Raw genomic sequence first — 19,813 nt, 5'->3', positions numbered from 1 at the left:
ACGCCCCCGTGCGCGGAGTCCATGACTTCCATTTGGGCGATTGTACTGTAGTGTCATATAGCTACTGTTTCGGAGTGAAAATAACGTCCGACGAGACTAACTTTCAGCCGGCGCTCCTCGTGTGGACTGGCGATGGATGACTTAATTTAATCTACGCGCGCACGCGAAGCCCGCTCGAGTTTCCGTTCGGGTCCGCTCGAGGCACGTCGTCCGACCGTCCGTTTCGGGTGGAACCACCGTCGGCGCTGATGGTTGGAGATCGGGCTCACGTCTTGTGGTTTGGGACCCCTTCTCGAGTCGAAGCGAACGGGTTCGAATCCGGGGTCGATTCGACTGAATTCCGGCTCGAAATAGGGGTGAAATGCCGATTCTATATATTTCTCCCCATGACTTTCACTCACTGATGAGTACTTGGGATTGGTTGTGGAGGGGAGGCTCGAGTGCTGGTCTCTTTCGTCTCTCGGTTCGATACGCAACACTCGAAATATTGTGATCGAATTCTCGACGCTTACCGACCGCGTCCAGGGTTGGAACCGCCGTTGAAGAACAGTTTCACGTCCTGGTCTTCGTCGACAGGAATGTGGACCGACACTGCGTCTGCCTCAGCATCGTAGGCGAACGATTCAGGGACGTCCGCGACGTCGTCGGCGTCGACCTCCTCATACTTCGTCGGGCCGGCCTGAACTTTCCGCGGGGCCGCCGAGAGGTCGAGGGTCAGCAGGTACGACGAGAGCTCCGAATCGTCGTAGTTCTGCACCTCGAGTTCACGTTCAAAGGTGACGACACCGCCGTTGTTCTCCGAGACGGAGAAGTGCGTGACATTGTACTCTCCATCTTCGAAGGCTCGAGTCTCGCCGTCGTCCTCGTAGAAGGTGTAGGTGGCCTCCCCGTCGAGGTAAGTGCGAAGTTCAAGCGTCGTCAGCGGTTTCTCACCGGTGTACTGCTGGACATCACGCATCGGAACGATCGAGTCCTTCCGCACGAAGATCGGCAGGTGATCGATCGGCGCATCGACGGTGATCGTTTGGTCGCCGTCGTAGACCTCGTTGGTCCAGAAGTCGACCCAGGTCTCGCTTTCGGGCAGGTACACCTCGCGCGAAGTCGCGCCTTGCTCGACGACCGGCGCGATCATCATGTTATCACCGAACATGAATTGATCGGTGATATCCCGGGTGTCCGGATCGTCCTGGAAGTGATAGACCAGCGGCTGCTGGATCGGCTTGCCGGTTTCGGCGGACTCTTCGAATTCGTTATAGAGGTACGGCATCAGTCGGTAGCGCAGTTCGATGTACTTCTTGCTGATCTCGAGGGCCTCCTCGCCGAACGTCCAGGGATGCTGGTTGCGCACGTCGACCTCTTGATCGGACTTTCGGTGCGTGTCGGTGTGGTTCCGGAAGTACGGGATGAACGCGCCCAGTTCCATCCAGCGCTTGAACAGCTCCGGCGTGGGTCGGTTGGCGAAGCCGCCGACATCGTGGCCGCAAAACGCCATTCCCGACAGTCCGAGATTCAGTTGCATCGGGATTGACATCCGCAGGTGCATCCACTCGCTGACGTTGTCGCCGGTCCAGATCGCCGCGAATCGCTGCCCGCCCGCGTACAGGTTCCGATTGAGCAAGAACGGCCGTTGGTCGGGCTTGTAGAGATCGTACGCCTTGCGGGATGCACGGGCGTAGTCGAATCCGTACATGTTGTGGTACTCCTCGTGGAGCATCGTCTCTGTGCCCGCGCCGTGGATGTTGTCCGCCGGCATCGTCCAGTCGTACTTCTCGTTCTTTTGGAACACCGCGGGTTCGCCCATGTCGTTTTTGATCCCGTCAAAGCCGGCGTCGAAGAATACGTCGTGCTGTTCGGCCCACCACTCGCGAACCTCGGATCGCGAGAAGTCCGGCCACACCGCGTCCGTGGGATCGTCGGCGACGTCCTGGGCCGGCCAGACCGGTCCGTAGAACGTATCGCCGCTGGCGTTCTTGGTCCAGTACCCGTTCAAGGTTCCCTCGAGGTAGGGACCGTAGAGTTCGTCCTCGCCGTCGCCATCAACGTCGGCCGTTTTGTCGACTGCGACGCCGGGATCGTTGACCACGACTGTCTTGAGCTCGGGCACCTCTCCGTTGAGCGTATTAAGTGCCTCTCGGTGGGTCCCTTGAATGGTGAAGACGCGATAGTCGTCCATGTACCCGATGTCGAAGTGCATCGCGTCCAGCGGGATTTCCTCCTCGCGATACCGCTGGGGTACCTCGGCAAGCTCCGCTGGACTATACTCCCACTTGCTCTGATGATACGCGATAGCCCACTTGGGCGGGAGGGGAATCGTCCCCGTGAGGTCCGTGTATCGCTCGAGAACGTCACTGATCTCGGGGCCGTACGCGAAGTAGTAGGTTAGCTGGCCGCCATCAGCCAGGAAGTAGTAGTAGTCTTCTTCCGCCCGAGAATCGTAGCTCTCTCCGGAGGCGTTCGGGTCGTCGGCCATGTGGAAGACCGAGTGCGATGGATTGTCGAAGAAGAGGCCGTACGCACCTGTATCCTTTAACCCGACGAAGAAGGGAACCGACGTGTAGACGTAGTCGCTGGTGTTTCCGTAGCCGTACTGATCGGTGTTCCAATTCTCGATTTTCTTGCCGCGCTGGTCGAGAGTGAGTTCCGGCTGTTCGCCGAAGCCGTAGAAGGACTCGTCCGCGTCGGCTTTCTTGTATGCGTAGGGTTTGTCCCCTTCGTACCCCGCCGTTCCGTTGTCGAGGTAGTCTTCGTTGACGACGTTTCCCTTCTCGTCGAGAAACTTCACGCCGAAGAGGTCTTTCTGGACCTCGACAGTGATGGTTTCCGTATCAATTACGATGGTATTCTCGGTCTCGTCGACGCTAAAGGTCGGCGTCTCCCACTCTTCACGGCCGTTGGCAATCCCGCGGGACTCGTATACCTCTTCGTCTTCCTCGAGGATCGAAACGCGGGCGAGGTCGTCGTCGAACAAGCTGATATACCCGTCGTATTCGCCAAGGTCGAATCTGACTCCCTCTTCGAAGACCTCATACCCGTGAACTGATAATTCCATGAGTTTCTCCTCGTCCAGTTCAGGTTCGTAGTGGATCTTCGCATCATAGTGATACGCCTGAGCGGGGACGGACGCAAAGGCAGTTCCCGCAAGGAGTGCAGCGGTCGATTTCAGTACGGATCGCCGGTCAATACCGTGACGGCCGTTTTCAAACATGCGATGAAGAATTACTTCGCATCTGTAATAATATTTCTGCAACCCGTTCATACAGTAAATAAATAATGTACATTTTTCTTTATATTCTCTCTATTATTTTACCCATTTAGATTTATACATTCTCTTGGATCTCGAGCGGAAGCGAGCGAGGCTATGGGATCTACTCGGTGTGCTCGTCCCACCCAAATTAGGGATAGACCAACGGAGACTCGAACGGACGGGTCGTCCTCCCGCAGGAGATTCGAGAGCGCCTCAAGAGTACGCCCGGGACTCGAGAGTATCCTGGGTCGAGGTATCGATTCACGAGGCGGGTGAAACGGTCGTCATCGAACCTGCAGACACCCCCGAACAGATCATCGAACGCACGGCTGTCTCACTGCGGAAACTGCTTCCGAACTCGGGGAAACGACCCCGATTGACGAAGCCGTCGACCCGATTGCGCAGCGCCACCGCGCTGTCGTTCGAAGCGGCACGGTAACCCCAACCGAGGAGCGATGTACCGTTCGATCTCGAGGTGACTCGAGCCGTCGGCTCCCCAATCTGCGCGCGAGCCGCAAAAGACGGGTTCGACCGGCGGTGCTCAGGAGTGAGTTTCGTTCGATCCCTGCTTGAGATAGCTCACGTCGCGCTCGAGTTCGTACCCTCGCGGGACCCCAATTCCGTCGAGACAGTCGTCGCAGATCGGTTTCGCGTACGTTCGGTTGTGGCGCTTTCCGAGCACGTTGACCTCTTCTAAGTCGGTGACTTCGTCACAGCGGCTACACTCGACTTTCTCCCCGTCGATAATGTCCATACTCGTGAAATCTTGGTCGGCGGGCTTAAGTGTCTCGCCCAAATCCTATGATGGATATTTTAGAATTTGGCGGTCGGCAAGTAGTATTATATACCAAGAACCGCCGACGGCGAGTAGATTTAAGGCGTACAGGGGTCGGCAAGTAGAGTTATATAGTGTCAGATCTGGCGAATAGACTTAATACAGATTGGTTGGAACTCGAGAATACGTTCCGGCAGTCGCCAACAGATGTGCGGGTAGCACTGTGGTGGTGTGCTCCGGGCGAACATACACAGACAATGTTTGAGCAAATTACAGACGAAGAAGAACGCGGTCAGGTGGGAATCGGTACCCTCATCGTCTTTATCGCGATGGTTCTTGTCGCAGCGATTGCGGCAGGTGTTCTCATTAACACTGCAGGTCTTCTCCAGTCCCAGGCAGAAGCAACGGGTCAAGAAAGTACGAATCAGGTTTCGAACGTCGTCTCGATCGATTCGTCGACTGGTGTCGTCTCGACACTCGTTGATGAGTCGAACACACAGACGGAAGATTTCACTTTCTCTGGAACAGATCCAGTTACAGATGGTGATACTATTGACGTGACCGTCACGACGATTGATGGTGATACTACGACCTACTCCGAGACGATTGGTGCAGATGGCTCTGAATATGGTGACCTTGAAACGGCAATGACAGGTGTCACGTTGACCAATGCGAGTACCGTCGAAGTAGACCTGACTACTGACCAACTGTCCGGCGAAACAACTGACACGATCGAAGTGGACCACTCCAACGGAGCAGATACAGGTGTGGAAATCGCTCTTAGCGACTATGAGGGTGACCTCCAACTCTCGAGCGATCAGGAAGCCGAAATCGCCTCTAACGAATACGGCGTTAAAGAGGTTCAGTTGATGGTCTCGCTTGGTCCCGGTGCTGACGCAGTCGACCTTTCGTCGACCACGTACGAATACGTGGGTAAGGACACCACCCGTGGTACCCTCGATGACTTCGATATCACCAGCACTGACGACGATGTCAGCGATTCGGATGCAGCAATCCTCGAGTCTGGCGACACGTCCGAAATCATCATGGATGTCGATAACGGTCACTTCGAAAGCGACGAGACGATCGAAGCCGGTGACGACGCGACGTTCACGATCACGACCGCAGACGGTGCCCAGACCAATGAGATCCTGATGGCTCCGTCCACGCTGACCGAGTCCGAATCGGTCTCCCTGTAGAATCGGATCGCACTCATGTCTTAGCGGTTATTTTTTCGAGTGATCGTTCCTTCGAGGACATGCTGAACAGCGTAGTTGGTGACGACTTCTAACTAGTCTTCATAAAGCGAGTTGTAATGAGTTGAGAGATGGTTCAATTTTTCTCGAGAGTGTTTCACTATCGTATCTAAATACAATTTCAAATGACAGTAGCTGCTTGACATCAATTATTATGGTAGGTGAGTCTGACCGGGAGCGGTTGCGCCGGACAGATTTAATATGTTCGAAGGATCACTGTCGAAAGCGGCCTCCGTCGCTCGATTTTGCCTGTATTTGTATTAGTCTTGCGGCCGAAGTGTGGTCGGCCAGTATACTTATCCGCACCTCTCAATCGGCAAGAATATTTATTAGATAATACTTTGAAAGCCGAGACACGTCCGGCATATCACAGAAACATCGTTTCTGGTGGGTGCTCGGCGCGTAATAAAACACACATGTTCGAACAAATCACAGACGAAGAAGAACGCGGTCAGGTGGGTATCGGTACACTCATCGTGTTCATCGCGATGGTGCTCGTCGCAGCAATTGCGGCGGGTGTGCTGATCAACACTGCGGGACTGCTGCAGTCCCAGGCAGAGGCAACGGGGCAGGAAAGTACGAATCAGGTGTCGAACGTCGTCTCAATCGACTCGTCAACTGGTGATGTCTCCCAGATATTTACGACGACAGAAGAAGATATCATCTTAGATACGGGTTCAACTGATCTTTCGTCAGGAGATACCGTTGATGTGACGATTTCTGACGGGAGCGGTGACGAAATTGACAGCTATACGGCTATCGATGTCGATAACTTTGGCTCTGCTATCACCGATGTTCCATTGACTGAAGAAAGTACCATCGATGTCACGCTTAATTCTTACAGTGGCACTACTTTCACGTCAGGTGATTCTGCTAGTATCTCTGTGGATCCTAATGGTGGAAGCGGTGTCACCGTTACCATCGAAGACAATAGCGGTTTCTCGCTCTCGAGCGGTCAAGAGTCTGATGGAGAAATCTCCACGAACGAATACGGCGTCACTGAAGTGCAGCTGATGGTTTCGCTCGGCCCCGGTGCTGATGCGGTCGACCTCAGCTCGGCAACGTACGAATTCGTTGGTACGGAAACGACGCGCGGTACTCTAGACGACTTCGACATTACCAGCACTGACGACGATATCAGTGACTCGGAAGCTGCGATCCTCGAGTCGGGCGATACGTCTGAGATCACGATGGATCTCACTAACGGTCACTTCAACACGGATGAGACGATCGAAGCCGGTGGCGACGCAACGTTCACGATCACGACCGCAGACGGTGCCCAGACCAATGAGATCCTGATGGCTCCGTCCACGCTGACCGAGTCCGAATCGGTCTCCCTGTAGAATCGATTCACAACAGTTCTAACGGTTATTTTTTGAGAAGCCTGCTTCGAGAGCGTATGCTAAACAGGTGATGACTCAAGGTCTACAATCAGACTTCTGGTGAACTCCATTAGTGATAGTCCAAGGAACGCTTAGATCGATCTCATGAGTACTGTATCTCAGCGATGAAACGATTTGGTTTGACAATTGTTTCTTAGCATCAATCAATATAGTCGATGAATCTGATCAAGTATGATTGCCTAACTAGATCTAGTCTGCTCGAAGGATCACTAGCGAAACCGGTCTTCGTCGGCTGATTCTTATCGTTCACTTATTACGTTTCTGGCCATATCGCGGTTGGCCGATACACTTATCCGCACCTCTCAATCGGCAAGAATATTTATTAGATAATACTTTGAAAGCCGAGACACGTCCGGCATATCACAGAAACATCGTTTCTGGTGGGTGCTCGGCGCGTAATAAAACACACATGTTCGAACAAATCACAGACGAAGAAGAGCGCGGTCAGGTGGGTATCGGTACACTCATCGTGTTCATCGCGATGGTGCTCGTCGCAGCGATCGCGGCGGGTGTGCTGATCAACACTGCGGGACTGCTGCAGTCCCAGGCAGAGGCAACGGGGCAGGAAAGTACGAATCAGGTGTCGAACGTCGTCTCCATTGACTCATCGACTGGTAATGTAGAGCAGATCTACGATGACAGTCTGACGGCTTCTGAGACAATCACGTTCAACGACAACGCTGGTCTTAGTACTGATACTGAATTCACACTTACTGCAACTGATGCAGATGGCAATGAACTCGCAACTGCCAGTGTAGATGGCACAACAGACCTCGACGGTCAAACTCTCTCGGGTGACGTAACCGAGCAAACGACCGTTGAAATCACAGTCGGTGCTTCTGGCAGTTCAGATTTGACGGCCGGTGATACGTTCATCATCGATGTTGATCCGAACGACGGAAATGGCGTCGATATCAATGTCGATGAAAGCGACGGCGAACTTGAACTCTCGAGTCCCCAGGAAGCTGGTTCCAGTGAATACGGTGTCACTGAAGTGCAGCTGATGGTTTCGCTTGGTCCCGGTGCTGACGCAGTCGACCTTTCGTCATCAACGTACGAATTCGTTGGCACGGAAACCACGCGCGGTACCCTCGATGACTTCGATATCACCAGCACTGACGACGATGTCGACGATTCGGAGGCTGCAATCCTCGAGTCGGGCGACACGTCTGAAGTTACGATGGATCTCACCAACGGTCACTTCGACACGGATGAGACGATCGAAGCCGGTGGCGACGCGACGTTCACCATTACGACCGCAGACGGTGCCCAGACCAACGAAATCCTGATGGCTCCGTCCACGCTGACCGAATCCGAATCGGTCTCCCTGTAGATTCATATCCACTTCGGATTTCATTCTTTAATGTACGAGACGGCCTCCGACGGAGATAGACGCGCACAAGTAGGCATTGGGACGCTGATCCTGTTCGTAGCGATGGTACTCGTCGCTGCGCTCACGGCGGGCGTCCTGATGGGCACTGCTGGCGTCCTCCAGTCGCAGGCCGAAGCGACCGGCACGGAAAGTATCGCACAGGTTTCGAACACCCTCGAGATCTACACCACGGTAGGCACCGTGGACGCGGACGGTAATATTGATTCGATCGAAATGACTGTGAGTCTCGGGCCCGGCTCGAATCCGATCGACCTCGAGAATATCGTCATCGATTATTTAGGGTCGGGTGGGCACGCCTACGTCAGCGACACTCCCGTCGCCGTCGACGGCAGCGATAGGGCGGTGCTCGAGAACGGTCAGGACCGCGGGACGATCACCCTCGATATCGAGTCCGAAGCAGGAGTCCTCGAGCCGGGCGACGACGCGGTAGTCAAGATCGTCACCAACGACGGCGCACAGATCACCGACGAACTGACCGTTCCGAGCGTGCTCGACGCCGAAGAAGACGAGAAGATCCGCCTCTAATCGCGAGTCGGACCCTCGAGTCGCGTTCTCATTTGTTCGTCTTTCGTCCCCGCACAGCCCGCGGTCCCGTATTCGCATCTCGAGGCTCCGCTCCGCCGAATGCGGGCGAACTCCTGTGCCGTGCTACCGCACAATGGCCAGAGCGTTTTTGCATATGCGTTGTTTCTCGAGAAAGTAATGGGGTTTAGTACGAGCGGTGCAGTTGCGATCATGCTCATCGGCTTTCTCCTAGCGGCTGGAGTTCTGTTCCCCACGGTGTTTACGGCCGGCAGCGACGCTGGAAGCGCCTTTTCCGACCAGGCCGACCACACTCGAGACCAGCTAAACACCGATATCGAATTCCACGAGGTTGCCACGACGACCAACGCCGACGACGAACTCGACTCGATCACCGTCACGATCGACAACGACGGGACGACCGCACTCGACGTGGTGAAGACCGATCTCTTGCTCAACGGCGAATACGTCGATATGAACGAGTACGAGACCGCCGTCGCTGACGTCGACGGAGACGAGGAGATCACGGACGCGGATCGAACCGATTCGAATATCTGGCATCCCGGCGCTCGACTCGAGATCCGGATCGATGCGGACACGCTGTCCGATGGCACCTCGGTATCGGACCTGTTCGACGGCGACGAGCTAGAGCGGGTCAAACTGGTGACCGAACACGGCATCACCGACGCAACGGAGGAGATTCAATAGATGGCAAGCGTTTCGGCGACCCACATTATTCTGTTTATCGCGAGTATCGTCGTTGCGGCGGGCATCGCGGGGACGCTCGTTCTCGAGGTCGACAACTTGAGCGGGGCGATCGAGACCCAGGGCGCTGCGACCGCGACGGAGATCGGTACCGAAGTCGACATCGTCAGCGACGCCGGCCAACCCGACGCGATCTACGACCCGGCGGCTGGCGACGAGAACATCACGGTCTACGTCAAGAACATCGGCGGCGAGCACCTCGAGGTCCACCACTCGGCTATCGACGTGTTACTCGACGGCCAGTACGTCTCGCACGACTACTTCGAACTCGAACACCGGTACGGCGAGAGCAGTTCCTGGCAGACGGGTGACGTGGTCGAACTCAGGATCGACGTCGCGGCGGCCGACGACATCGACGTTTCGGGCGATACGACCGTGACGGTGATCGCGAACGACAACGAGGACAGCATCGACTTTCACGTCGATGACGGCGGATCGAACTAGATGATACACGCATGGTACTGAACTTCGGCGGTCTCGGCGGTGGCGACGACGAATCGGACGCACAAAGCGGCGGCGACGACCTGATGGGTGGTGCCGACGAGGGGTTGATGGGCGACGACGCGATGTTCGCCGAGGACGATGACGACGACTCGGAGATGGAGATCACCTATCAGCTCGACGAAATCGAGAAGGAGGTCGAATCCCTCGAGAACAAAGTCGAGACCGTCCGCGGCGAGAACGAAAAGATCAGCGACTCCATCTCGACGGTCGAGCGCAACGTCGACAAACTCGTCGACCTCTACGAAATCGTCACCGAGGGCGTCAACCCATTCGCCGCGGATCAGGAGATCGGGAACGCTTTCGACACCGAGGGCGGCGGCATTTTCGGCGGCGACGATGACGACGACCTCAGTGAGGCGATCGACGACGAAATCGTCGACGCCGAGGTCGACGAATTCTTAGACGACGACATCGCCGACGACGAGACGGGCGACGATTTCGGCGACGAGTTCGACGACGACGCCTCGCTCGAGGACGACGAGTTCGCCGGAGAGGACGCTGCAGATGACGACGCGCTTGGCGACGATTCGATCGACGACGAGGGGACGGTTCCGCTCGAACTCGATGACGACGATACCGATGACGATGACGACGGCGATGACGGTCTGGGAGCCGACGGACCGGCCCAGCCGGCCGTCGATGCGATCGACCTCGGCGAGAACGGGCAGGTCGGCGACCCGCCGTATCTCGCCGCCCAGCCCTCGAGAAACGACGCCGAGTTGGTGACCATCGAGTGGCTCGACTTTCTCGTCGAGACGGTCGGAATCTCCGGGGCGGCCCAGACGCTCGCCTACTACGAGTCGATCGACTGGATCTCGGCACCGGTCGAGACCTACCTCCAGTCGATGCTCAACGGCTTCGGCGACGACTCGAAGCCGGCGACCGAACTGGCGGCGGACCCCGAACCGCGATCGGTCCTCGAGACCGACGAGCACAAACGAAGCTTGCAGTACATCGCCTGGATCGCGACGCCGGAGCAGGCACCCGACCTGCTCGCCGAGTCGGATCGACGGGAGGCGATATCGGTTCCGGGTCAGTAGCGGACCGGCCGGAAATTTTGTATAGGCACCCCGACACGTACAGAACGCGAATCGGGAGGGGGCTTCGGTCTCCCCGGCGACGGACGCCGAACGATCGAACGCGGCGGACTTCGACGCGGTTGAGAGACTATGGGAATCGCAGACAACACGGCGGCGGCAGCTAATCTCAGCGGCTCTATCATCCGCTCGTACGAGGAGATGGAACTCCCGGCGAAGTACTACGTCTCGGGGGTGTTGCTCCCCGCCTTCGTGGTTTTCATCGCGACGATCGTCGTCGCCGCCGTGGCGAACGTCCTTCTGGTCGTCCGACTGTTGTTGCCGGTGCTCGGACTGTTGATCTTCGCGACGGCGATCGGGTATCCGCGTCTCGCGGTCGACAGTCGCCGCATCGAGATGGAAAGACGGTTTCACCTGCTGGTGATCCACATGACCGTCCTGTCGACGACGAACATCGACCGGATGGAGGTCTTTCGCCAGCTCGCCATCGAGGACCAGTACGGGGAGCTGGCAGACGAGATCCAGCGGATCGTCGATCTGGTCGACGTCTGGCACCTGAGCCTCGGCGACGCGTGTCGACGCCGCGCGAAGGAAGTCCCCAGCGAGTCGGTGACCGACCTCTTCGAGCGGTTGGCCTACACGTTAGAGGCCGGCCAGGAACTGGATAAGTTCCTGCTCGAGGAACAGGAGGTGCTGATCGAGAAGTACTCGACGGTGTACAGACAGTCGCTGAACAACCTCGACGTCATCAAGGATCTGTACCTGTCGATGATCATCTCGATGACGTTCGCGCTCGTGTTCGCGATCGTCCTCCCGCTGCTGTCGGGGACGAACCCGACCATGACGGTGAGCCTCGTCATCGTGCTGTTCATCTTCGTGCAGATCGGCTTCTTCTTCGTGATCCAGGCGGTCGTCCCGAGCGACCCGATCTGGTACCTAGAGGAGGGCTACCGTACGAAGACGAAACAGCGGATGCTCGCCTCGACGGTCGTCGGCTTCTCGTTGAGTCTGCTGTTCGTCTTCGTGATGATGTTGATCTTTTTCGAGATGATCCCGCCGCTGTTTCCGGTGCACTCGATCCCGCTTTTGTTGTACATGCCGATCGCGACGTTACCGATGTTGGTCCCCGGCATGGTGTTCTGGTACGAGGAGAAAAGGACCTTCAAGCGGGATCAGGAGTTCCCCAACTTCATCCGCGCGCTCGGGACGACCGAGAGCGCGAAACAGGCCACGACGAGCGAGGTGCTAGAGAGCCTCCGCTCGAAGAATTTCGGACCGCTCACCGAGGACATCGACAACCTCTATCGCCGGCTGAACATGCGCCTGAGCACCGAGAAATCCTGGCGGTACTTCACCGGCGAGGCGAACTCGTTTCTGATCCAGAAGTTCAGTAACATGTACCTGATCGGCCGAGAGATGGGCGGCGGTCCGAAGCGACTCGGGGGGCTCATCAGCACCAACATGAACGCGATCCTCAATCTCCGAGAACAGCGCAAACAGAAGGTAACGACGCTGATCGGGGTCATTTACGGGATCTCGGTCGCCGCGACGTTCGCGCAGTTCATCGGGCTGGAACTGGCGGTGATGCTGTCGGGGTTCGACATCGATACCGGCGGCGAGATCGCCGCGGGGTCGCTGATTCACACCGGCCAGTACGACGTGCCCGTCCTTCGATACCTGATGGTCCTCGTGTTGATCTTCAACGCGTTCATCTCGTCGCTCGTACTCCGCGTCGCCGACGGCGGCCACTTCGGCAACTCGTATCTGCACTTCACGGCGTTGCTCTGGATCGGCGGGGCCACCGGCGCGCTCACGCAGCGGTTGGTCAATGTGCTGATCTCGGTCGACCTGTGAGCGGCCGGAAGAGCAATAATACTCACATCGAAAGAACTGATACGAATGACTCGACCTCCACGCAACTTCGGAACGGACTCGCGCGCGGTCGAATCGATCCACAGCGGACTGTTGCTCTTCGGCTACGCACTCGTGCTGGCGATGTTTATGGCTGCGGTCATCCTGATCAACGGAGCGTGAATCCGCCAGCGGATGGAGCAACTGTCCTCGAACCACGACCCCGCGAGTCTCTCACCGCCATGTTGTCCCAGTTCGTCGGACAACGCAACCCGTGGCTTTTCCTCTCGACCGGTACAATTACTTCCGATCCGATACGTTTCCCAACCATGAACTCGAGGTTCGCCCTCGCTCTGGTCGGGTTCGGACTGTTCGTCCTGTGGGCTATCGCCGTCCTCGCCTTCGTCCTCGGCCGATACACGCCTGTTCCGCTTCTTTCCGGAGTGCACCACATCGTCGCGGCTGGGGCTGTCGTCTTGACGTTCCTCGGTGCGATATCGCTCGTCCGGACTGGCTATCACCGAATCGTCGACTGAGCGCAACTGGCCTGCCTCGAGAAATAACGGATTTGGACCCCGACTCGGCCGGCTACTCGAGTCGCTCGAGCAGGTCGCCGATCGTGTTCGACTCGGTGAGGCCGTGTTTGCCGATCTCGTTTCTGAGTCGGGTCTCGGTCAGCGGTGCGCCGAACTCGGATCTGGCGAGCAACAGCGAGATCGCGCGGGTCGTCGGCGTGTTCTGTGAGACGCTCTGGGCGTACCAGAGCACGAGGTTGTCGAACGTTCCGACGACGTCGTCGGAGGCGGTCCGGTGGCGGATCGTGTTCCCGTCGAACTGGGAGATGAGATCGATCGCGTACCGGGACTCGAGTCGGTCGAGTTCGTCTGCGAGGACGCTTCGCGCGGCCTCGGGGCTCTGTATCTGCCCGCCTGTACCCGCCCGATCTGCGGGCTCATTTCGACCGCCGCGCGAACGGGACGGTCTCCCGGACTGTGACTGGGTCGCCAGCGACTCCTGTTGGGCGACGTTCGGCGGGCTCTTGTTCGGCGAGACGACGTATCGACCGTCCGAAATCTCCGCGACGTAGGGACTTTCGGAGATGTCGAGGTCGTCGGGCGAGAGAACGCCACCGGCGTCTGCTGGCGTCTGTTGTTCTTCGGGGAGTACGGGCGGAACGTCCGCGTTTTCTTTTGGATTGTCGGGATTACCGTTTGTCATGACCCAGCCCTCTACACGGTGGTTCGACCCCAGGGAGAAAGAAAGCTTCGCCCGCTCTGAGAGTCTGAATTACCGGACAATCGGATTGATCGAGGTGACTAATCGATAGGGCTGATCGAGGTGACTGTTTGACGTGACTGATCTATGGGGTTGATCGAGGTGATCGTCATACGCAGGGATCACGAACTGCAAAACCAGGATGAATCCTCCGGTTATGGTGTGAATTAAACATCGTGCCCGTTACGATTGCATTGGTAAAAATCCGACGTAAGGGGTCTGTAGTGTGTGATTAGGGCATTCTGGAAGAACGAATGTCGTCGGCCACAATACCTTAATACATACGTTCATATTTACTTACCATATGGGTACTCTCGTCGTTGAGCAAAACGGAGATGACGGTTTCTCCTTCGAAGACGAACCAGTTCTCTGGGGCGACGAGGGACAAAGACCCGTTTGAGGAATGAATTGGTCATGCTATCTATAATCGGTGATATGTTCGGAGGTGGGAACGACGACGGTTCCGGAGGCGACGATGGCCTGATTGGTGACGACAGCCTCTCGGGCAGCTCGAGCAACGGGCTCTCCGGCGGCTCGAGCGACGGCGGATTGATGCCCAATGCGGATTCGAGCGGTGGCCTGGGCGATGGCGGTGGCATGGGTGGTGGCGATGATCTACTCGGCGGCGGCGACGACGGCATGATGGGTGGTGGCGACGGCATGATGGGCGGCGATGAGATGATGGGTGGCGGCGACGATATGATGGGCGGCGACATGTCCTTCGACGACATGGACGACGACGGCGGCGGTGGCGGGGATGATGCCTCGAGCGAAATCGAGGCTCGAGTCGAGGAGATGGAAAACGACGTCGGGTCGCTCTCCTCGACGGTCAACACCGTTCAGAGCGAAAACGAGAAGATCAGCGAATCGCTCGAGGACATCGAGGAGAACATCCGGAAACTACTGGAAGTCTACGAGATGGTGACACAGGGGGTAAACCCCTTCGTCGAAGGTGATTCGCTGAGCGATTCGTTCGATGACGGAAGCGGGGGCGCACAGGGGACCGGCGATTTCGGTGGCAACAGCCTGTTCGACGGCGACGACGAAGATGAAGCGCCAGTCGACGAGGATATCTCGGCGGCCGACGCGGAGGACTTCCTCGACGAGGATGTGATCGCCGACGACGACTTCGGTGACAACTTCGACGACGAGTTCGACGACGCAGACGACACAGACGACGGGTTTGGAGACGAGAGCGGCACGGACGACGCCGTCGGCGGCGACGAGAACCTTTCCTTCGACGAACTCAAAGACGAATACGAGTCGGGGTCGGCGGAGTGGGACGAGGATGGCGGCCAGGCGGACGATTCGATCGCCGCCCCCGCGGGCGCGGACGGTGACGAAGGTGCTGATTCGACCACCGCGGCTGACGTTTTCGAAACGGACGACTCGACGCCCGACCAGTCTCGGTCCACTGACTCGGCGTCCGCTGACAGCATCGAAAACGCCTGGAACGACGGCGGCAGGCCGTACCTCGAGTCGCTCCCATCGGAGTACGACACGGAGTTCCTCGTCATGGAGTGGCTGGATTACCTCGTCGAGGAGGTCGGACTCGAGGGCGCAGCGGAGACGGTCCGGTTTTACGGCTCGATCCACTGGGTCGACGATCCCGTCGAAGAGTACTTGCAGACGATGCTCAACGGCTTCGGCGGCGGCCCCGACCTCGAGGATCCACAGCCGAACTCCTCGCTCGGTATCGACCACCGACGGAGCTTGTGGTGGATCAGTCAGGTCGCATCGCCGAAGAAAAAACAGCTCACGTTCGGCGAGTGGGTTCTCGAGGAAGGCATTCCGGCAGACCGGCTGGAGACCGAACTGGACGTCGAGGAGATCGAGAAACGAATAGCGGACGCGGAAGTCGACGACGATGCCGAGGCCGAATCCCCGGTCGTCGAAGCGGAATCGACGGACTCGATCGAGGCGGACGACACCGGAACGGAACTGACGTTCGTGAGTTACATTGGCGTCGGGAACGACGACGGCTCGAGCGCTCCGGCCTCGAACGGCTGGATCGTCGACGCCGAACCCGAGAGACACCCGGTCGACGTATCGTCGACCGAGCAGTCGGCTTCAGTCGACGACGCAGAACCGTCCATCGACCTTGCGGAACGTCCAGCAACCGAGTCATCCGAGGGAGCTGAGTCCATCGACGAGGCTGTCGTCGCTGACGACGGCGTTCCCGCCGACGACACTGTGGCCGCCGCCGGCACTGTAACCGCCGACGATACTGTGGCCGACGATACTGTGGCCGACGGTGACACCGCCGATGCTGAGATCGTGACTGGTGACGACGTTGCGGCCGTCGCTGGGACTGCCGCGACCGACGAGGCTGAGTCAGGGGACGATGTGCAGACAGCGGCCGTCGGCGAGGCTGAGACACTGGCCGCCAGCGAGCCCGCACCCGGTGAGACGGCTCCGGATCACTCGAGTGCGGCCGATCGGACCGAAACGGACTCCCGGTCGACGACGCAGGCCCTCGAGTGGCAGGAAGGCGACTCGACTGTTGCCGACTCCGATGGCGTCGACGACGGGGAATCGACGGACGATGCGTCGATTGTCGCCGATCCCGTCGAACCCGAACCAGCGGAGACCGACGCAGAACCGACTCCAGAAGAGTTCGACTGGGACGTAACTGATTCGGCGAACGCGGATACGTCGACGGGCGAGACCGAACCGGCCCAACAGGACGCCGAGTGGACGCAGGCCGATACCGGACCGGGCTCGGATGAGGCTGCTGCGTTCGATGCGTCAGAAGACGACGCAGAAGACGTCTCGGAACCAAATGCAGACGCGGTTGAGGATGAGACGGACGCCCCGAAAGACGATGCAGACGTGCCAGAAGATGATGCGGATACACCGGAAGACGACGAAATGGACTGGCTCGACGATTCGGACGACGGAGACGACGACCCCGACGAGCTGTGGGATAGTTCGGCGTCCGACTCGGCGGGAGAGAACGCGATCTGGGACCAGGCAGGCAACTCCGGCGGACAGGACGACGGCTTCTGGGCCCCCTCGGACGGGTCGGGCAACGCGCCTGAGGCGTCCGACTCGGAGGGCGAACCACGCGCTGGAAACACGTCCGATGCCACGCCACAGGGCGTTGACACCGACGGTGGCCAGACGATGTGGGACGAGTCGGCGGAGTCATCAACCACTGCCGACGCTTCCTGGGAGACACACCGAGACGTGATGGGCGAGGAACGCGACGGCGTCGTCGACGAGGAAACGACGGAGGCTGCAGACGAATGAGCCAACTCAATAATATCTTCTCTATCGGACTCGATGACCGTGACCGACTGAACAAGGAACTCGGCGGCGGTATTCCAACCGGGAGTATCGTCCTCATGGAAGGCGACTACGGCGCCGGAAAGAGCGCGATCTCCCAGCGTTTTGCCTACGGGCTGTGTGAAACCGGCAAGTCGGTTTCGTTCCTCTCGACCGAACTCGAGGTACAGGGCTTTGTCAAGCAGATGCACTCGCTGAACTACAACGTCGAGGAACACCTCCTGTTCGAGAACATGCTGTTTTTACACGGCGACTTAGACAGCGGCAGCGTGCTGACGGCAAGCGACGACGAACAGAACCGACAGGATCTGCTGACGGATCTGATGGACGAAGAGACGATCTGGACGGCGGACGTCGTGATCATCGATACGTTCGACGCGATCTTGCGAAACGATCCGAAATTCGAGGCGCTGGTCAGGCAAAACGAGGAACGTCAGGCCGCACTCGAGATCATCTCGTTCCTTCGAGACATCATCTCACAGGGGAAAGTCGTCGTGTTGACGGTCGACCCCTCGACCGTCGGCGAGGAGGCGATCGGCCCGTTCCGGTCTATCGCCGACGTGTTCATCGAGTTAGAGATGATCGAGGTCGGGAACGATATCCGCCGACAGTTGTTCATCAAGCGGTTTGCGGGGATGGGCGAACAGGTCGGTGACCGAATCGGTTACTCGGTCCGATCCGGTACGGGAATCGTGATCGAGAACCGGAGTGTCGCCTAGGCTAGCAATGACAGAGCTGGGAACACCAAAGCCGTCGGACGAGCTCCGTGAACTTGCCGCCCGCCGCCCGCACCTCCGAAATCATCTCAAGAAGTTTCGACAGATCACCGGCGAGTTTCCGATTCTGATCGACGAGCCCTCTGCCGAGTACGAGACCAACCACCCGAACGTCCTGTACCCCGTCGGCGGCCCGATATTCAGCCACATCTACGGCGACGTCGGGGCGAAGATGCAGTATTTTGCCGTCGAGCCGACGCTCTCCGAAGAAGAGCAGAAAGTCTTCCAGACGGTCAAAGACTCGCTGTTGCGCCGGAGTACGAGCAAGTCCGCCCCCGAGAACGACGCCGAGTACGACGATCAGATCGAGGAGTTGCTACAGGAATCGACCCACATCAAAGGGGACGAACTAACCAATATCATCGATCGGTTAAAAGTCAAGTTTCATCCCGGAATTCAGGAGGTCCCACAGGAGACCTACGAGAACATCCGATACCGGTTGAACCGCGACATCGTCGGCCTCGGCCCGCTCGAGCCGGTCATGCGCGACCCGGCCAACGAGGACATTCACGTGATCGGCCCCAACGAGTGTTACGTCGATCACGGCACCTACGGCATGGTCGAGACGACCGTCGATTTCGGCACCCGTGAGGAGTTCGATAGCTGGCTGAGCAACATGGGCGAACGGATCGGGAACCCGATGACTGACGCGGAGCCGATCATCGACTCGACGCTCCCGGACGGCTCGCGTCTGAACGTGATTTACAGCGACGACGTGAGCGTGAAGGGGCCGAGCCTCACCATTCGTCAGGGCGACGAGGTGCCGCTTTCGGTCACCCAGATTACGAACTGGGGGACGCTCTCGCCCGAACTCGCGGCGTACCTGTGGCTGTGTCTCGAGAACGAGCGGACGGTGTTCGTCGTCGGCGAGACGGCGTCGGGGAAGACGACGACGCTGAACTCCATCATGTCGTTCATTCCGCGTGACTCGAAGATCTACACCGCGGAGGACACGGCCGAGGTGTTGCCGCCCCACGACACCTGGCAGCAGCTGCTGACTCGAGAGAGTCGCAGCGAAGACAGCGCCGATGTCGACATGTTCAACCTCGTCGAGGCGGCGCTGCGTTCTCGTCCCGAATACATCGTCGTGGGTGAGGTCCGTGGTGAGGAGGGGCGGATGGCCTTCCAGGCGGCCCAGACCGGCCACCCCGTCATGCTGACCTTCCACGCGAGCGATATCGTCTCGATGATCCAGCGGTTTACCGGGGACCCGATCAACGTCCCCGAGACGTTCATGGACAACGCCGATGTGGCGCTGTTCCAGAACCGGGTGAAACAGGGCGACGACGTCCTGCGGCGGGTCACGAGCGTACAGGAGATCGAGGGCTACTCCGACCAGATGGACGGCGTCGTGACCCGACAGGTGTTCTACTGGGACCCCGTCGAGGACGAAATCGTCTTCCAGGGAATGAACAACTCCTACGTGCTCGAAGAACAGATCGCGACGCTGCTCGGATACGCCGATACGCGGGACATCTACGACGACCTGCAGTTCCGCTCGGATATCTTAGAGCGAATGATTCAGGAGAACATTTTGGAGTACCACGAGGTCAACTCGACGATCGACCAGTTCCAGCGCGATGGCGTCGAGGGACTCCCGTTCCACATCACACGGCCGGACTGAGGCTTTTCGTCGAGGGACTCGGTTTGCTCACGGCGAGAAGAATTAACTATCTGTAGGATTATCTAGACCGTTAACACGTATCGATCGTACCGAGATAGGT

16 protein-coding genes are annotated in these 19,813 nt (G+C 58.2%); 13 read left to right on the top strand and 3 right to left on the bottom strand.

Annotated features, from left to right (window positions below; all coding sequences use genetic code 11):
- Positions 1-508: 508 nt before the first annotated feature.
- Both HALLA_RS12545 and HALLA_RS12535 read right to left on the bottom strand, forming a co-directional pair.
- The gene (locus tag HALLA_RS12545) at positions 509-3,205 is read right to left on the bottom strand and encodes a glycoside hydrolase family 31 protein (RefSeq protein ID WP_049953677.1); all 2,697 of its coding nucleotides are present in this window, start codon (positions 3,203-3,205) and stop codon (positions 509-511) included.
- 580 nt (positions 3,206-3,785) lie between these two features.
- Positions 3,786-3,998, bottom strand: a complete 213-nt coding sequence (locus HALLA_RS12535; protein ID WP_049953675.1) for a hypothetical protein — start codon at positions 3,996-3,998, stop codon at positions 3,786-3,788.
- Between the two features lie 278 nt (positions 3,999-4,276).
- On the opposite strand from HALLA_RS12535, the gene HALLA_RS21715 reads away from it, so the two are divergent.
- From HALLA_RS21715 to HALLA_RS12490, 10 genes are all read left to right on the top strand, one after another.
- Positions 4,277-5,218: an archaellin/type IV pilin N-terminal domain-containing protein gene (locus HALLA_RS21715; protein ID WP_049953674.1), complete on the top strand. Its 942-nt coding sequence runs from the start codon at positions 4,277-4,279 to the stop codon at positions 5,216-5,218.
- 473 nt (positions 5,219-5,691) lie between these two features.
- Entirely contained in the window at positions 5,692-6,618 is a 927-nt protein-coding gene (locus HALLA_RS12525) for an archaellin/type IV pilin N-terminal domain-containing protein (protein ID WP_049953673.1), read from the top strand.
- A 469-nt stretch (positions 6,619-7,087) separates the two neighbouring features.
- On the top strand, positions 7,088-8,011 hold the full coding sequence (locus HALLA_RS12520) for an archaellin/type IV pilin N-terminal domain-containing protein (RefSeq protein WP_049953672.1): 924 nt from the start codon (positions 7,088-7,090) through the stop codon (positions 8,009-8,011).
- A gap of 30 nt (positions 8,012-8,041) precedes the next feature.
- Positions 8,042-8,596 carry an archaellin/type IV pilin N-terminal domain-containing protein gene (locus tag HALLA_RS12515; RefSeq protein WP_049953671.1) on the top strand — a complete coding sequence of 185 codons (555 nt, stop codon included), beginning with the start codon at positions 8,042-8,044 and terminating at the stop codon, positions 8,594-8,596.
- Positions 8,597-8,773: 177 nt separating this feature from the next.
- Positions 8,774-9,301: a hypothetical protein gene (locus HALLA_RS12510; protein ID WP_049953670.1), complete on the top strand. Its 528-nt coding sequence runs from the start codon at positions 8,774-8,776 to the stop codon at positions 9,299-9,301.
- On the top strand, positions 9,302-9,802 hold the full coding sequence (locus HALLA_RS12505) for a flagellin (protein ID WP_049953669.1): 501 nt from the start codon (positions 9,302-9,304) through the stop codon (positions 9,800-9,802).
- Between the two features lie 11 nt (positions 9,803-9,813).
- Positions 9,814-10,902 (top strand): FlaD/FlaE family flagellar protein, encoded by a 1,089-nt coding sequence (locus HALLA_RS12500; protein WP_049953668.1) that lies wholly within the window; start codon positions 9,814-9,816, stop codon positions 10,900-10,902.
- A 129-nt stretch (positions 10,903-11,031) separates the two neighbouring features.
- Positions 11,032-12,753, top strand: coding sequence for an archaellar assembly protein FlaJ (gene flaJ / locus HALLA_RS12495; RefSeq protein ID WP_049953667.1), 1,722 nt, complete (start codon positions 11,032-11,034; stop codon positions 12,751-12,753).
- 45 nt (positions 12,754-12,798) lie between these two features.
- Positions 12,799-12,933, top strand: coding sequence for a hypothetical protein (locus HALLA_RS21635; protein WP_277921462.1), 135 nt, complete (start codon positions 12,799-12,801; stop codon positions 12,931-12,933).
- Between the two features lie 146 nt (positions 12,934-13,079).
- Complete coding sequence (locus HALLA_RS12490) at positions 13,080-13,286, top strand: hypothetical protein (RefSeq protein WP_049953666.1); 207 nt, start codon at positions 13,080-13,082, stop codon at positions 13,284-13,286.
- Between the two features lie 52 nt (positions 13,287-13,338).
- Here the strand turns inward: HALLA_RS12490 and HALLA_RS12485 are convergent, their stop codons facing one another.
- A complete protein-coding gene (locus HALLA_RS12485; RefSeq protein ID WP_049953665.1) occupies positions 13,339-13,968 on the bottom strand; it encodes a DUF7500 family protein in 630 nt (209 codons plus the stop codon).
- Between the two features lie 492 nt (positions 13,969-14,460).
- Here HALLA_RS12485 and HALLA_RS12480 point away from each other — a divergent pair, with 492 nt between their 5' ends.
- The 3 genes from HALLA_RS12480 to HALLA_RS12470 are packed head-to-tail and all read left to right on the top strand — an operon-like array spanning position 14,461 to position 19,713.
- Positions 14,461-17,277 carry a FlaD/FlaE family flagellar protein gene (locus tag HALLA_RS12480; RefSeq protein ID WP_049953664.1) on the top strand — a complete coding sequence of 939 codons (2,817 nt, stop codon included), beginning with the start codon at positions 14,461-14,463 and terminating at the stop codon, positions 17,275-17,277.
- A complete protein-coding gene (locus HALLA_RS12475; protein ID WP_049953663.1) occupies positions 17,274-18,032 on the top strand; it encodes an ATPase domain-containing protein in 759 nt (252 codons plus the stop codon). Before HALLA_RS12480 ends, HALLA_RS12475 begins: the two co-directional genes overlap by 4 nt.
- Before the next feature lie 7 nt (positions 18,033-18,039).
- Positions 18,040-19,713 (top strand): type II/IV secretion system ATPase subunit, encoded by a 1,674-nt coding sequence (locus tag HALLA_RS12470; protein ID WP_049953662.1) that lies wholly within the window; start codon positions 18,040-18,042, stop codon positions 19,711-19,713.
- Positions 19,714-19,813 lie beyond the last annotated feature (100 nt).

Origin of the sequence: Halostagnicola larsenii XH-48 (assembly GCF_000517625.1) — an archaeon.
Lineage (GTDB): Archaea > Halobacteriota > Halobacteria > Halobacteriales > Natrialbaceae > Halostagnicola > Halostagnicola larsenii.
This window is presented reverse-complemented; position numbering and strand designations above follow the sequence as displayed.